Annotated in this window: 17 protein-coding genes, 1 tRNA gene and 1 other RNA gene; 14 read left to right on the forward strand and 5 right to left on the reverse strand. The window is 43.9% G+C overall.

The features are described from left to right. Positions 1–102 precede the first annotated feature (102 nt). From glnA to MMAH_RS08950, 8 genes are all read left to right on the forward strand, one after another. Positions 103–1,449, forward strand: a complete 1,347-nt coding sequence (glnA, locus tag MMAH_RS08915; RefSeq protein ID WP_013038225.1) for a type I glutamate--ammonia ligase — start codon at positions 103–105, stop codon at positions 1,447–1,449. 89 nt (positions 1,450–1,538) lie between these two features. Continuing rightward, positions 1,539–2,594 (forward strand): class II glutamine amidotransferase, encoded by a 1,056-nt coding sequence (locus tag MMAH_RS08920; RefSeq protein WP_013038226.1) that lies wholly within the window; start codon positions 1,539–1,541, stop codon positions 2,592–2,594. Beyond that, the gene (locus MMAH_RS08925) at positions 2,591–4,105 is read left to right on the forward strand and encodes a glutamate synthase-related protein (protein ID WP_013038227.1); all 1,515 of its coding nucleotides are present in this window, start codon (positions 2,591–2,593) and stop codon (positions 4,103–4,105) included. The genes MMAH_RS08920 and MMAH_RS08925 overlap by 4 nt, the downstream gene beginning before the upstream one ends. 4 nt (positions 4,106–4,109) lie before the next feature. Further along, a complete protein-coding gene (locus tag MMAH_RS08930) occupies positions 4,110–4,850 on the forward strand; it encodes a GltB/FmdC/FwdC-like GXGXG domain-containing protein (protein WP_013038228.1) in 741 nt (246 codons plus the stop codon). A 4-nt stretch (positions 4,851–4,854) separates the two neighbouring features. Further along, a complete protein-coding gene (locus MMAH_RS08935; RefSeq protein WP_013038229.1) occupies positions 4,855–5,856 on the forward strand; it encodes a Coenzyme F420 hydrogenase/dehydrogenase, beta subunit C-terminal domain in 1,002 nt (333 codons plus the stop codon). Positions 5,857–5,979: 123 nt separating this feature from the next. Further along, the gene (gene xseA / locus MMAH_RS08940; protein ID WP_245526220.1) at positions 5,980–7,182 is read left to right on the forward strand and encodes an exodeoxyribonuclease VII large subunit; all 1,203 of its coding nucleotides are present in this window, start codon (positions 5,980–5,982) and stop codon (positions 7,180–7,182) included. After that, entirely contained in the window at positions 7,183–7,419 is a 237-nt protein-coding gene (locus MMAH_RS08945) for an exodeoxyribonuclease VII small subunit (RefSeq protein WP_013038231.1), read from the forward strand. Positions 7,420–7,493: 74 nt separating this feature from the next. Beyond that, on the forward strand, positions 7,494–8,855 hold the full coding sequence (locus MMAH_RS08950) for an ATPase domain-containing protein (RefSeq protein ID WP_013038232.1): 1,362 nt from the start codon (positions 7,494–7,496) through the stop codon (positions 8,853–8,855). A 95-nt stretch (positions 8,856–8,950) separates the two neighbouring features. On the opposite strand, the gene tnpB is transcribed toward MMAH_RS08950, so the two are convergent. Then, positions 8,951–10,072, reverse strand: coding sequence for an IS200/IS605 family element RNA-guided endonuclease TnpB (gene tnpB / locus MMAH_RS08955; protein WP_013038233.1), 1,122 nt, complete (start codon positions 10,070–10,072; stop codon positions 8,951–8,953). 242 nt (positions 10,073–10,314) lie between these two features. Continuing rightward, positions 10,315–10,554 carry a MarR family transcriptional regulator gene (locus MMAH_RS08960; protein ID WP_048902187.1) on the reverse strand — a complete coding sequence of 80 codons (240 nt, stop codon included), beginning with the start codon at positions 10,552–10,554 and terminating at the stop codon, positions 10,315–10,317. 108 nt (positions 10,555–10,662) lie between these two features. On the opposite strand from MMAH_RS08960, the gene ffs reads away from it, so the two are divergent. From ffs to MMAH_RS08975, 3 genes are all read left to right on the forward strand, one after another. Next, an RNA gene (gene ffs, locus MMAH_RS08965) (signal recognition particle sRNA) lies at positions 10,663–10,976 on the forward strand. Positions 10,977–11,030: 54 nt separating this feature from the next. Continuing rightward, positions 11,031–11,115 (forward strand) — tRNA-Ser (locus MMAH_RS08970). A 61-nt stretch (positions 11,116–11,176) separates the two neighbouring features. Continuing rightward, positions 11,177–11,395: a hypothetical protein gene (locus tag MMAH_RS08975; RefSeq protein WP_157198726.1), complete on the forward strand. Its 219-nt coding sequence runs from the start codon at positions 11,177–11,179 to the stop codon at positions 11,393–11,395. 7 nt (positions 11,396–11,402) lie between these two features. Here MMAH_RS08975 and MMAH_RS08980 read toward each other — a convergent pair whose 3' ends face one another. Further along, positions 11,403–11,681, reverse strand: a complete 279-nt coding sequence (locus MMAH_RS08980) for a ribonuclease P protein component 4 (RefSeq protein WP_157198727.1) — start codon at positions 11,679–11,681, stop codon at positions 11,403–11,405. A gap of 51 nt (positions 11,682–11,732) precedes the next feature. After that, the gene (locus tag MMAH_RS08985) at positions 11,733–12,404 is read right to left on the reverse strand and encodes an MBL fold metallo-hydrolase (protein WP_048902189.1); all 672 of its coding nucleotides are present in this window, start codon (positions 12,402–12,404) and stop codon (positions 11,733–11,735) included. Between the two features lie 314 nt (positions 12,405–12,718). On the opposite strand from MMAH_RS08985, the gene MMAH_RS08990 reads away from it, so the two are divergent. Further along, positions 12,719–13,120 (forward strand): DUF1699 family protein, encoded by a 402-nt coding sequence (locus MMAH_RS08990; RefSeq protein WP_013038238.1) that lies wholly within the window; start codon positions 12,719–12,721, stop codon positions 13,118–13,120. A 68-nt stretch (positions 13,121–13,188) separates the two neighbouring features. Here the strand turns inward: MMAH_RS08990 and MMAH_RS08995 are convergent, their stop codons facing one another. Beyond that, complete coding sequence (locus MMAH_RS08995) at positions 13,189–13,368, reverse strand: hypothetical protein (protein WP_013038239.1); 180 nt, start codon at positions 13,366–13,368, stop codon at positions 13,189–13,191. A 104-nt stretch (positions 13,369–13,472) separates the two neighbouring features. Between MMAH_RS08995 and MMAH_RS09000 the strand changes: the two genes are divergently transcribed. Both MMAH_RS09000 and MMAH_RS09005 read left to right on the forward strand, forming a co-directional pair. Further along, entirely contained in the window at positions 13,473–13,979 is a 507-nt protein-coding gene (locus MMAH_RS09000; RefSeq protein WP_013038240.1) for a hypothetical protein, read from the forward strand. Between the two features lie 24 nt (positions 13,980–14,003). Next, positions 14,004–15,371, forward strand: a complete 1,368-nt coding sequence (locus MMAH_RS09005) for a single-stranded-DNA-specific exonuclease RecJ (RefSeq protein ID WP_013038241.1) — start codon at positions 14,004–14,006, stop codon at positions 15,369–15,371. Positions 15,372–15,373 lie beyond the last annotated feature (2 nt).

Genomic DNA, 15,373 nt, shown 5'->3' on the forward strand with positions numbered 1-15,373 from the left:
GTATTTTTGGTTTAATTTATATGAGGAAAATACCCTGGCCAAATGTTTTATATAATACTAATACGGTATATGGTTACTGCCTTCCTATAAAGGGTGAGCGAAATGAAACATAAGCCAGAGATACAGACCAAAGAAGACGTACTTGAAGCGGTCGTCGAAAATGATGTAAAGTTTATACGTACCCAGTTCACCGACACAATGGGAATTATCAAGAGCTGGGCAATTCCTTCTGAGGACCTTGATGAGGCATTCGATGAAGGAGTGATGTTCGATGGATCCTCGATCGAAGGATTCACCCGCATTGAGGAATCAGACATGATGCTCATGCCCGACCCTTCAACATTCCGTATCCTGCCCTGGAGACCAACCGAAGGAGCCGTCGCCCGAATAATAGGTGATGTAAAATTGCCGAATGGCAAACCCTTCGAAGGTGATCCACGTTACATTCTCAAAAAGGCTCTCAGGGAAGCCGATGACATGGGATATTCCATGAATGTGGGACCGGAACTTGAGTTCTTCCTGTTCAAACTGGATGGTCAAGGCAATCCCACAACCGAGCTTACCGATAAAGGAGGTTACTTCGACTTTGCACCCCTGGACATGGCCCAGGACGTGCGCAGGGAAATTGACTATGCCCTGGAACACATGGGATTCAAGATAGAGGCATCACACCACGAAGTTGCCCCTTCACAGCACGAGATCGATTTCAGGTTCTCGGATGCCCTTACCACCGCAGATAATGTAATCACGTTCAGGTATGTGGTCAAATCCATAGCAAACCACCATGGTTACTATGCAACCTTCATGCCAAAACCACTCTACGGTGTAAACGGCTCAGGAATGCATGCCAACCAATCTTTGATGTCACAGGAGGGGGAAAATGTATTCTTTGATCCGAATACTCCAAACCAGCTCTCCGACATAGCCAGGTATTACACCGGCGGACTGCTGGAACATATAAGGGAATTTGCGGCAATAACCAACCCAACTGTCAACTCTTATAAAAGACTCGTACCAGGATATGAAGCTCCCATCTACATAACCTGGTCCGACAGTAACCGCAGTTCCCTGATACGTATCCCGTCAACCAGAGGCAAGGGCACAAGGGTAGAACTCAGATGTCCGGATCCGGCATGCAATCCATATCTTGCCTTTGCAACCATGCTTTCTGCAGGCCTGGATGGAATCAAGAACAAAACCGATCCTGGAGAAGCAGTAACCCACAATATATTCAACCTTTCCGGAAAGGATAGGGAAGACATGGGAATCAATTCGCTGCCCGGAAGTCTCAAAGAAGCGATCGATGAGATGGCAGGCAGCGAATTTGTTAAAAAGACCGTGGGTGACCACCTTTTCAACAATTATCTCTGTGCCAAGAACAAGGAATGGGATGATTATAAGGCGCGGGTACACCAGTGGGAACTGGATACCTACCTTAGCGTACTTTAAGCAGGGATTTCACAGGAAATCCCGCCCCCAAATCTTTTCTATACATACACTTTATACACACTTTTACATATCATAACAGGGTGATGCCGATGTGCGGGATAATAGGAGTTATTGACAGACATAAACAAAAAATGAATGGTTCGGGAATCAAGGAAGCCCTCAGCCTTATGAATGAGCGTGGCAGTGGTGAAGGCGCAGGTTATGCCGCATATGGCATATACCCCGATTTTGAGGACTGTTATGCCCTGCACATATTCTTTGATAACCTTGTGGAACCAAAATCAAAAGTTGATGATATCATCCAGAAGTGGGGACGCATCGTCCATCAGGAAGAAATTCCTACAAAGGAACAACCCAACCTGAAAAGGAATCATGTTCCCTGGAGATACTTCTTCAAACCCTACACAGACCTTATGCCCGGAAGTCTCACACCGGATGAAGATATTGTCAAATATCTGGTCATGGAAATAAATTCTTCCGCTATAGAAGGGGCCCTGGTTTTTTCCTCCGGGAAAAATATGGGAGTATTCAAGGCCGCTGGATGGCCTGAAGATGTGGCTAATTTTTACAAAATAGATGAATATGAAGGCTATATCTGGCTGGCACATAACCGTTATCCTACCAACACACCCGGATGGTGGGGAGGAGCGCATCCGTTTAACCTGCTTAACTGGTCGGTTGTGCATAACGGGGAAATCACTTCCTACGGGACAAACCAGAGATACGTGGAAAGTAATGGTTACCAGTGTACAATGTTTACCGATACCGAAGTTGTTGCATACCTGTTTGATCTTCTCGGCAGACATCACGAATTGCCATCAGAGATTATTGTAAAAGCAATGGCTCCACCCTTCTGGGATGAGATTGATGAAATGGATGATCACGAGCGTGCACTCAACAAGGCAATCCGCCTGACCTACGGCCCAGCTCTCATGAACGGTCCCTTCGCAATAGTTGTGGCCACCCATAACGGTATAGTGGGGTTCACTGACAGGATAAAACTCCGGCCACTGGTAGTTGGGGAACACGGCTCACGATTATACATCTCCAGCGAGGAAGCCGCAATCAGAACCATGGATCCCCAGGTGGAGGACATCCACATGCCGGGTGCAGGAGAACCTGTAATCGGGAGGGTTGTAACATGAGCCTGGGAAGCGTACCCCTGAAATACCGCATCCAGATAGACAGACAGCAATGCATGCAATGTATGAGGTGTGTGGATAATTGTTCCTATGGTGTATTTCGGGAAGAGGATGATGGCAATATCCTTATCGATTCCCGCAAGTGCACAGCATGCCACCGTTGCATTTCAATGTGTCCGCGGGATGCCATCAATCTCAGTGAAAGACCAGTAGACTACCGCAGCCACCCCCTGTGGACTCCTGAGGCCCGAGAGGATGTCATAAACCAATCACGAAGTGGCAGGATCGTGCTGGCAGGGATGGGAAATGCCAAGGATTATCCTATTATCTACGACAGGTTGGTACTGGATGCCTGCCAGGTAACAAATCCGAGTATAGATCCCCTGCGAGAGCCTATGGAATTACGTACCTACCTGGGACAAAAACCTTCAAAACTTGATATACGGAAGCAGGAAAATGGGGACTTTGAACTCAATACCAAACTATCCCCTAACCTGGAATTGCAGACCCCGATAATGATCGGACATATGAGTTATGGTGCTATCAGCCTCAATGCCCAGTTAAGTCTTGCAAAGGCAGCAGCCAAAACCGGCACATATATGGGAACCGGGGAAGGTGGCCTGCATAAGGACATTTACCCATATCAGGATAATATGATCGTGCAGGTTGCCTCAGGAAGGTTTGGTGTGGATATTAACTATCTCGAGAGAGGAGCAGCTATCGAGATCAAGATTGGACAGGGTGCAAAACCCGGCATCGGCGGACATCTGCCCGGGGAGAAGGTGTGCACAGATGTTTCCTGTACACGAATGATACCCGCAGGCAGCGATGCGATTAGCCCCGCCCCTCACCATGACATCTACAGCATAGAGGACCTGGCACAGCTGGTAAGAGGGCTCAAGGAAGCAACCGAATGGAAGAAACCGGTTTTCGTAAAAATTGCAGCTGTACATAATGTCGCAGCTGTGGCGGCTGGTATTGCAAGATCCTCGGCAGATGCGGTAGTAATAGACGGTTTCCGTGGAGGTACCGGAGCTTCTCCAAAGGTATTCAGGGACAATGTGGGCATTCCCATCGAGGCAGCAGTTGCCAGTGTTGATCAGAAACTCAATGACCAGGGCATCCGTAACAAGGTTTCGGTAATTGCCAGTGGAGGGATTCGCAACAGTGCCGATATTGCCAAGTCCATAGCCCTTGGTGCAGACGCCGTTTATATCGGAACCGCAGCCCTGATTTCAATGGGATGCCGGGTTTGTGGGAACTGTTACCGTGGTTTGTGCCCCTGGGGCATTGCCACCCAGAGGGAGGATCTTGTCAGCCGGCTTGATCCGGAAGTTGAGTCCGAACATGTTGCAAATCTAATTAACTCCTGGACCCTGGAACTCAGTGAACTCATGGGGGCAGCCGGAATCAATAGTATCGAAAGTCTGAGAGGTAACCGTAGCAGGCTGCGTGGTTATATGCTGGATGAAGGCACCCTGGATGTGCTGCAGGTAAAACCTGTGGGGGCCTGAGAATATGGAACCAGTACGCATAGATGCAAAAGGACTCCATTACACACCCCTGAATCAGCAGATACGCAAAGCTGTTTCAGAGGGAGCCACTGATATTATCGTGGATAATGTGCTTGGCCAGCGATTCATAGCAGATGGGTTGAAAGGAGAAGTAACAATCCGAATCAACGGTGTTCCAGGGGGCGACCTTGGAATGTTTATGAACGGCCCCACCTGTATCGTGAAAGGCAACTGCGACCACGCACCCGGCAATACCATGGACAGTGGAAAGCTAGTTATCCACGGAAGTGCAGGAGATGCCGTAGCTCACAGCATGAGAGGCGGCAAGGTCTTCGTGAGGGACGATATCGGTTACAGAGGAGGTATCCATATGAAGGAATATGGAGAAGGGCACAAACCCATCCTGATTATTGGAGACAATGCCTGTTCTTTTCTGGGAGAATACATAGCCGGGGGAGTAATAATTGCCCTTGGCAGGAGTGGAAAGGTTTTTGGAGGCAGAGGTGTTGGCAGCGGAATTCACGGTGGCGAGATCATCCTGCGAGGGGAATTAAAAGAAAGACAGCTTGGCGTGGGTGCCAAAATAACTGAATTCACAGAAGAAGATCTGGAAAAGATAAGGCCTTATATTGAAGAATTCTGTGAATATTTTGGAATTGACCCGGAAAAATATCTGGATACCAAATACACAAAAATAGTCGCGGCAAGCAGCAGGCCTTTTGCGGGCAAATATGTCTGGGAGTGATATAATGACCAATTACCTCGATCTTAAGGAAAAAGTCTGGGACACCAACCGTTGCAGCGGATGCGGAGGGTGTGTGGCAGTATGTCCTGCAGATGCCCTGTATTTCAAGAAGGGAGAAGAATCCATAAATCCCTCCAGCAATGGCTACTGCAAGGATGCCACTGATGGTGTTCCCTGTGGAGCATGTTATGATATATGCCCCCGCATAGAAGGAGAAATGCCCGAAAGTAGCAGCTGCAGGGAAGAATACATGGCTGCAAAGGCAGGTTTTGAAATCCCCGGAAAACAGAGTGGAGGAGCGGTTTCTGCGATTCTGTATGACAGTCTGGAAAGGGGCATTATTGATGCCGTTGTAACTGTAACAGAAGATCCATGGACCCTGAAACCAAAATCCTCAGTCATCATGTCCAGTGAGGCATTGATAAGCAGTGCAGGAAGCCGTTATAACTGGTGGGTTCCGCTGCTTGCAGCCCTGAAGGAAGCCGTAATCAGGAAGAAATGCAAGAATATAGCAATCGTTGCCTTGCCCTGTGCTGCCCGGGCAGTGGAGAAACTGCGCAAGAGTGACAATGAATTGCTTGGACCCTTTGCAAAATCGATAAAATATGTAATCGGCCTGTTCTGTACAGAAAGTTTCGATTATGAAAAACTCATGGAAGGCAAACTCAAATCAGAACTGCAGATCAACCCACATGACATCGAACGCATGGATGTAAGAGGAAAACTCGTTGTCAAACTCAAGAATGAGGAAATCAGCATTCCTTTGAAAGATATCGAAGATACTATTCGCCCAGGTTGTCACATATGCAAGGATTTCGATGCCCTGTATGCTGATATTGCTGCAGGTTCTGTGGGAAGCCCGCAAGGATATACAACGTTAATTGTGCGCAGCGATACGGGAAAAGTAGCAGTCGACAGAGCTCTTGAAAGCGGCAGGCTCGTTGCAACAGATGAAGCCGATCCTGCAGTTGTCACAAAATACAGGGATAAAAAGGCAGAAAAATGAATGAAAAAGCAGTTAATCACTGCTTTATTTTACTTTTTTATTTCTATTGTAGATATTCAAATACTTTCATCCCGCCTGCACCAATTTATAATAGCATGATTTGCATATACAAACCGGGAGAATATGATGGGCATCTATACTGTAACCGGGCTGAACAAATATATCAAAAACGTGTTAACTTCTGAAATGGCCCTGCAGCACATCTGGGTGGAAGGGGAAATATCCAACCTCACAAAACACCGATCCGGCCATTATTATTTTTCCATAAAGGACGGATCAAGTCAGCTAAGCTGTGTCAGTTTTCGCTCCACAAACCGCAAATTGAAATTTGAACCTGAAAAGGACATGAAAGTGCTGGTTTTTGGATCGGTAAATGTTTACACCGTCCGTGGACAGTACCAGCTGCAGGTGCTGGACATCCGCCCGGATGGCGTGGGCGAATTGTATAAAGCATTCGAACAACTCAAAAAAAGACTTGAAGCAGAAGGGTTGTTTGCTCCCGAACATAAAAGACCCCTTCCCCGTTATCCACGCAAGATAGGAGTTGCCACATCTGCCACAGGCGCAGCTATACACGACATATTGCATGTGCTACAAAGACGCTATCCTGTAGATATCCTGCTCTGCCCGACAATTGTCCAGGGAGAGACTTCCGCAGATAGTATTATAAGATCCCTGGAATTGCTTAATCGTACAGATGCAGACCTCATTATCACCGGCAGAGGAGGAGGTTCCTTTGAAGACCTGTGGTCATTCAATGAGGAAAAGGTCGCACGTGCTATCTACAATTCCAGACTTCCAGTTATAGCGGCGATAGGGCATGAAACTGATTTCACAATATCAGATTTTGCAGCAGATGTGCGTGCACCCACCCCCTCAGCAGCCGCAGAAATTGCAGTGCCCGACAGGACAGAAATGGCAAGACACATCGATGTCCTCAGGCAGAGAATGGAATCTGCACTCAAAACTCAGATTCAGAACCAGAAAAAACATCTTGAATACCTTTCAGGCCGAATTAGTCCTGATAGGTACAGGGAACTGCTCAACCAGCGCACCCAACATCTGGATGAGGTTACATATCGCCTGGCATCCAGAACGGAATATATGATGCAAACTAAAGTTGCAGAACTCGGTGCCCTTGCAGGGCGATTGAATGCCGTAAGTCCCCTTAATACTTTTGAACGTGGATACTGTGTGGCGCAGTCCGATCAAGGAGGGACCATAACCGGTGTTATTGATATTGAGAAGGGACAGAGTTTACAATTGAAATTCAGGGATGGGTGTTGCAGAGTGGAGCATAAAGAAAATTTGGATGAGGGATGCTAAATGTCATCAAACACTGAAAACAGGAACTTTGAGGATAGCCTGCTCGAACTCGAGGATATTGTGGAAAAACTTGAAAACGGACAGATTTCCCTCCAGGAAAGCATGGAAATGTTCGAGAGAGGAATAAAACTTGCAGGCATCTGCAATAACATTTTGCAAGAATCTGAACAACGCATAGAGCAACTCATAGAAAGAAATGAAGAAATTGAAACATGGGATTTTGAGCAGGAATCCTGAAACAAGTCTGTTTAACTTCTATGCATAACGAAATCAAGAAAGTATAAGTAATTCTTTATTCATAAGAACTTACGATGAGTGAATTGAGGGAAATCCCCTGTCATATTGATGGCATGGACGAAATCGTGGGTGGTTTCAAGTCCCCTTCGATCATTCTTATTGCGGGGACGGCTGGTGTAGGTAAGACAACCATGGCACTGCAGATGCTGTCAAATGCAGCAAAAGACGGCGAAAAAACCCTGTACATACCAATTACCACGGAAAATTCCGATCGGCTGAAGATGTACCTGTCTACTTTTGAATTTCTGGATGAATCTGTGGAAGTACATGAGATTAACAGGCCGATTGCAGAAAAAGACCCACTAAGTACCCTTATCGAAATGGACAATACCATATCATCCACAAAACCAGACAGGCTTGTAATAGATCCTATCACACCTATAGGATTTGGATTTGTGGAGCAGGAAAGAAGACGTTTCTTCTACACGCTGGACTCAATGGTGCGTGAATCCAACTCCCTGGTGTTTCTGACAGGCGAACTAATGAAAGATGAAATTCACAATTATGTGGTCAGCCATCTTGCAGATGGAATAATTTATCTGTCCAGAACCAACCAGGGCATGCAAACCTCCAACCAGATGGAAGTTCTCAAGATGACAGGAGTTCAGCCCCCCTACAGCAATGAGTGCATGACCCAGAAATTCAATTATATGGTGAGCACACAGGGATTCAGGGCATACCCCAATCTGAAGTATGAAGAACAGGCTCCTGAGAATGGAAAGGTGGAAACGGGCATCGATGAAGTTGACAAAATGTTAAATGGAGGCATCCCGGCAGGTAGTTCTATTCTTGTAGGGGGAGAACCCGGCACCGGGAAAACAATAATGGGATGGCAATTTATTCAGCAGGGACTCGAAAACGGGGAAAACTGTGCTATAATCACCTTTTATGAAAGTGTAGACCAGATAATAAAGGCCACAGGTGATCTTGGGTGGGACCTGCAACCATATATTGACGAAGAAAAACTTAGTATAATCACTTATGAAACCGAAAAGATCTGTTATGCAGAATATTCCAACCGTATAAGTAATATTGTTGAGGAAAAAAAACCTTCCAGACTTCTAATCGATGGCCTTGTGAATGTAGAAATCACAATAATAGACCCTGTTAAGAGAAGAGGTTTTTTGCATTCCCTTGTAGGTTACCTGAAAAGCCATAGTGTTACGACGCTGTTTACCACAGAACTTTTTGGCGGGGCTGAAAAGATAAGAAGCAAGGAGTCGTCTTTCATAATGGATAATGTAATCCTGCTTAAACAGACAGATACTGAAAAGGGAATGAAGAGGCAGTTCCAGATCATCAAATCAAGAGGAACTGCCAGTGAACCCCTTATAAAGGAATATAGGATAAAAGAAGGCGGAATTGAGATAATGTGAACTACACCTGAGCTAAATACTCAGGTGCTTCCTGCTTCATTCTTTGAACTTATGTTCACAAGTCCACAGGCTCTCCCCGTAGTTCCTACGGTGCTTCAAATACCTATCAAGTTCTGTGTATTTAAGGCAAACTTCTTAATGTTGACTGCAGCATTGACATCTCTGTCATGTGATGTACCACAATCATGACATTGCCATTTACGGTCTGCAAGTGTAATGTTTTTGTTATGATACCCACATACATTACAGATTTTCGTACTTGGCTCGAACTGTCCGATACGAAGAATTGTTTTTCCGTACCATTCGGCTTTGTATTCGAGTTTTGTTACAAAGGAAGACCACGATGCATCGGATATATGTTGGGCAAGATTGTGGTTTTTGAGCATACCGGACACATTAAGAGTTTCTAATACTACTGCTTGGTTCTCACTAATGAGCTTTGTCGAAACCTTATGCTGGAAATCGTGTCTTTGGTTGCTTATTTTTTCATGGATTTTGGCTATTTTTTGACGTGCTTTTTTTCTATTTTTTGACCCTTTCTGTTTTCGAGAGAGGCGTTTTGATAGAACTTTAAGACGCTTCATTGAGTTTCTAAGATGTTTTGGATTATCGATTTTGTTACCATTTGACGTGATGGCAAAGTCCTTGATACCTACATCTATACCCACAGTATCGTTTTCCGAAAATTCCGATTTTTTCGGGGTTTCCAGACCATTATCTACAAGAATACTAATGTAGTATTTTCCGGTAGATGTGCGTGATACTGTAGCGGTTTTTAGGTCTCCATCTCCATAGTGACGATGTAAAATAGTCTTGACGTTACCTATTTTCGGAAGGTATATCTTATTATTCTCAAAATCAACCTTGTAATTCTGAGGTACATTATATGCCTGTACTGGATTTTTCTTTGATTTAAACTTAGGAAAACTCCTTTTCTCTCTGAAAAATCGTGTAAAGGCATTATCGAGATTGAGAGTAGCACCCTGCAATGACTGAGAATTAACGTCTTTGAGCCATTCGTGCTCTCCGTCTCTCTTTAATATTGTAATCCCTTTGTTCAGGTCAAACCTTGAGATTGATTTTCCATCCTGTTCATAGGATTTGATTTTTTGTTCTAAAGCCCAATTATAGATGAATCTACATGCACCGAAGTGTTGAAAGAACTTCTCTTCCTGCTCTTTTGTAGGATACATTCTATATTTGTAGGCTTTTAACATACAAATATATATTAGAGTTAACAATATTTATAATTTAAGTTAATGGGATATGGCATGGAATGTTGGATATTTTGTAGTACCATTGGAAATATTAGCACGGAAACGGCATTAGAGATAAATACGGAATCAGGGATAATGGACGCTTACATCCCCTATGTTTCATTTTAAAGAAATGAAACTCCAATTAAATCTTCAATTTAATGCGATGCTAAAGACATAGGGTTTTACGCTCTGTTTATAAATCAGAGGTTTTGCACTTTCCTCTCAATTGTTGTCCCAAGTTCTGTAAGACTGCACTTACCCGCCTTTTCAACTATCAGATTCTTTTCCACCAGCTCTTCTACCAGTCTTTTGACAGAAGGCTGTGCAAGATGCATATTCTTTGCAATACTGGATGTCTCAAGATCACCTTTGGACGCCAGCATTTCAAGAAGTTTTTGTCGATTCGTGTTCCCTGTCACAAAACCCATCATTTCTTCCATAAAATCACCATTTAATATTAAGTTTACAGCTATAACTAACTTTCTTCAACATTGAAGAAGACATATGAATAGGAATAATTTTATAAGCATCAACCCCCATTTAGGGGGTGGCAGGCTAGTCTGGGTAGGCCGGCGTTACCTGTAACTCGAAATCGCCGATATGCGGGAGACGAAGCTGAAGGAAGCCACCAGGATCATTTTCAAGCCTGTGATCTCAACTAAGAAACTCCGTCCTGTTTGGATGATGTTGCTAGAGAGGTTGGTTGGAGAATCGGCCCTCTATCTTTACCGCGGAAACCGGTCGAGGCCCGGAAGGGAGCAGACTTACCGCGAACATACATCGCTCTCAGGGTTGCGGGGTGGAGGCGAGGCCGCAGTCCACTGGAAAATGAGAATGGTGGCAACCTGAAGCATGCCTGCCACCTTATACAAGGAAAAAGTTATATACATGACTGGCTTATGGACTGCTTACCCGGGACGAGATAGCCAAGCCCGGTATGGCGCAGGATTGCTAATCCTGTGGTGCTCGCCACCTCGGGGGTTCGAATCCCCCTCTCGTCGTTAATTACTTTTTAATTGTCATATCAATGAAAACATAGAAAGTTAATACATGTCAGATAACATGAAAAAACTCCCGGTTATCCAGAGACCAGACCCTGAAGAAAAAGAAAAAGTGTCTACCTGTGGTGGTTGTGATTCAAAGGGAAATTGCAATCACTGGGGGATTCGGCCAGGTTCTGAAAAAGAGGAAGTATATCGTAATGTATTAATTTATCTTACAATGGGAATTGTCATCATAATTACAGCTCTACTTATAAAGGCTTTAATTTCATCATTTTAAAAAAGGATTATTTGTATGGAATACACATTTTCCTGCCACATGACAGACAGGTTATACACACTGTTCCTTTTTTCAGCCGTACACTGGAACTGCTACCCGGTACAAGATAAGAATTACAACTGCGACACACCCTTCTGCGAAGGGATGCAGGCAAACGGATCCTGTATCGCATACCGATACTGCGTGCAAGTGTAACATATCTGTCACTTCTGCAAGGATGTGCACTGTATGATGCTTCTGCAAGCTTGAAGAGGCGTTCAATTCTCTGTCTTGCCAGATCTTTCATGAGATTTTTCTGCTTTTTTCGGGATTTAGACACACAAACTACCTCAAATATTCAGGAATCCGTATTGTTTTCAAGAATAATTACCTTTGCTTTACTTCTTTTTTCTACAAGTGTTTTAAAGAGATTCACATCGGCGTCCGTTCCCTCAACACTTCCATAATGCATCGGTATGACATAGGCGGGCCCTATACATGAAACTGCTTCTGCAGCTTGCTTTTCATCCATAGTATAATTTCCCCCAATAGGAAGCAGAACTACATCAGCTTCAATGACAGACATTTCATCGATCAAATCCGTATCCCCGGAATGATATATACGCAAACCTTCCAAATCAACAACATAACCCACACCTTCACCGGGCGGATGGAAGGATTTGCCTATATTATAAGCTGCAACTACCTCTATATTCAACCCCTTTATTGCAAGTTCATCTCTGAGAACATCCCCAGCTTCAATTCTTCTTGCATCGCCACGAAACTGCAGGCTGCAATTTGACGGAATCAGGGTAGTAGCCGTACTTTTTCTGACCTTCTGAATATCCTGAGGGGAACAATGGTCGAAATGTTCATGAGTTATAAGCAGTACATCGGCCTGGTCTTCGTAGTCGATATAACCACCCACTTCATAGGGGTCAATATATACCACCAGATTATCCCCACGCAACCTGAATCCTGCGTGCCCCAGCCAATCAATGTGCACTTTTCCTATATCTATACCTTTCAGTCTATAACCTCCTGTGAATATTTAATTTAATGCCGGAAAGTTGATTAATATTTCTTTTTATCAAATAATACAAGAAAACATCCTTTATATCCTATAATTCAACTTTTTCCAGTCAAATTTAATCAGAGATTAAATGGGAGTTTCATTTTAAAAATGAAACATCAAGAAATATTAATACAAACCGCCTTGAATTTAAATTAAATCCGACCTAACAAAATTTATATAGAATAACTAATGTATATACAATTAGAAGTCAGTTTTGAAAGGATTTTATACGGCTTGGAAAATTGACACCAAAGAAGAAGGGACCTAAAATGAAAATAAGAGTTGTCAGTTCTAAAGAAGAAATCGAGACCCTGGATGAAAATGAGGAAATTATTCACCTCGCATTCAGGCCATCTAATACGGATATTTTTTCCCTTGTGATGAAATGTCCCAACGTAAAGGCCCTGCACATCCCCAGCTCCTATAAAAGAACAATATCCAGCTCAGCAAGAATGTATCTTGAAATGCAGGATATTGACTTACTTGAAGGCGATGTATGGGGACACAGGAAAGACATAAACGAGTATTCCGAAGTTTCCAGAAGTGTGTATGACCGTATCGAAGAATACAGGAAAGAAGGGCTTGGCGAAAATGAAATTACAGACAAAATGGTCAAAGAAACCCGCCTAAGCCCGGATTTCATAACGTTCTTAATGAAACAAAATTCCTGATTCTACAAAAAAGTCATGATCCCTTCAAGGGATCTTCAGCTTTCTCTTTTTAATCTGTCTTATAGTAATTATTCCAGTGAAGGAAGTTTAAGCCCTACCACCGAAACTACAATTATAAATATCATCAGTGAGACCACATAACCGTATCCCTCGTTTGCCATTCCCAGGGAATGTACAAGAATAAGCATAACGGCGAAAAGGGTTACTGAGCCCACAGCCAGCAGAATTTCAATGCTCTTTTTACTCATGAAAACTTACATGTTCAACTTCATACATGAAATTAACGCAAATAAAGACAAGCTATAAAAATAATACCGAAGGAATGTATCAGAAAAGGTGGTAAAGAGCTGTTATGACAGAATTTGAAAGGAAACTTGTGCAGTCTTTCAACGATTATTTTGAAAACTGCAATATAAAAGCGATAGCCCACCGCATAAAACAACATCGTTTCACCCCCCAGTTCCTGGATGTAATGGTAGATTCTTTAAACCCGGATTTTTATTTAGGGATAGAGTGCAAGAGTATTTCAATTGAAAAGGGGGCCAATGCACTTTATTTCAGCCAGCATTTCACAATAGACAAAAATGGGGCGCATCAGGTAATACGCATATCGGAATACCTGAGAAGGTCCGGAAGAGCCGGTTTTCTGGTTGTTGAATTGAGACAGGGATCAGGAAAATCCCGGGAAGCCTATATAATACCCTGGAAAGACATCGAGGAAAAATACGGATCCGGAGAACTGAAATACACAATTGATGAAATTAAACTTCATTCAAAACTTGAAAGAAAGGGAAACGCATATCATATCGAACCTGAGAAATGGTCCAAGCAAAATAACTGGATGTATACGGGGGAATGACATATAGAAAAAGTACTCAGATCAATGAAAGAACATGCAAGAGAATGTAATACAGAAATACAGAAACACGATTCTGTATATGTGGTATCCCATATCGACGCAGACGGGCTGACTTCTGCCGGAATCATATGTAAAGCCCTGCAACGTGCAGGTATCAATTATGAAATGAGGTTTGTAAAACAGCTGGATGACAATATCATAGAAGACATCGCAAACATAAATCCGGAACTTGCAATCTTCACAGATCTGGGAAGCGGCATGCTGGACAGCATAAATGCAAAGGGGATCAATGCTATAGTTTCAGATCATCACCAGCCCCGCGGAGAAGGGAAATATCACCTCAACCCCCATCTTTTCGGTGCTAACGGATCATACCAGTTAAGCGGCTCCGGAACAACCTACATCCTTGCAAATGAAATAGGCCAGAATACAGACCTGGTTGATATAGCCATGGTTGGTGCTATAGGAGACATGCAACATCTCAAAAAGGGGCATTTGACCGGAGTTAACCGCCTGTTGCTTGAAGAAGGAGTGAAAAATGGCCACCTAAGTTACGAAAAAGATATCACTCTTTTTGGTAAACAAACCCGCCCCGTCTATAAACTGTTGCAATTTTCTTCCGATCCATTCCTGCCAGGTCTTTCGGGTGATGAGGATGCATGCATAGGCTTTCTCCATGACATGAATGTCCGTTTTGGAGGAGATGAACGGTGGAGACGCTGGATTGATCTTGAATCTGCAGAAAAACAGAGAATAATCTCCGGGGTCATGCAACATTGTATCAAATCCGGACTCCAACCCTTCAAGGTTGAGAGATTGGTAGGGGAAGTTTATGTCCTGCTCAATGAACGTGAAGGAACAGAAATGCGGGATGCTTCCGAATTTTCCACCCTGCTCAATGCCACAGCACGTTATGACCGCGCAGAAACCGGACTGGCCGTATGCATGGGAGAACGAGGAAAATCTTACGAGGACGCAAAGAAACTTCTTGGGGAACACAGGCAAAATCTTGTCAACGGCTTAAAGCTTGTGAAAGAAAATGGCATTACACAACTGGACCATATACAGTATTTTGATGCAGGAAACAAGATCAAAGAAACTATTGTAGGCATTATCGCCGGCATGAGCATTACTTCTGCCGGAAGGCGAGACAAGCCTATAATTGCCTTTGCAGATTCAGATGATGGTGTAAAAGTATCCGCCAGGGGGACACAGGACCTTATTCGGAAAGGACTCAACCTATCACAGGCAATTTCAGATGCTGCCGGCTACGTAAACGGCGCAGGAGGAGGACATGACATCGCAGCAGGAGCAACAATACCTGCAACGGGCAGAAACGAGTTCCTCAATAAACTGGATGAAATAATAGGAACCCAGTTCCAGAAAAGCTGAAG

The organism is Methanohalophilus mahii DSM 5219, assembly GCF_000025865.1.
Classification (GTDB): Archaea; Halobacteriota; Methanosarcinia; order Methanosarcinales; family Methanosarcinaceae; genus Methanohalophilus; species Methanohalophilus mahii.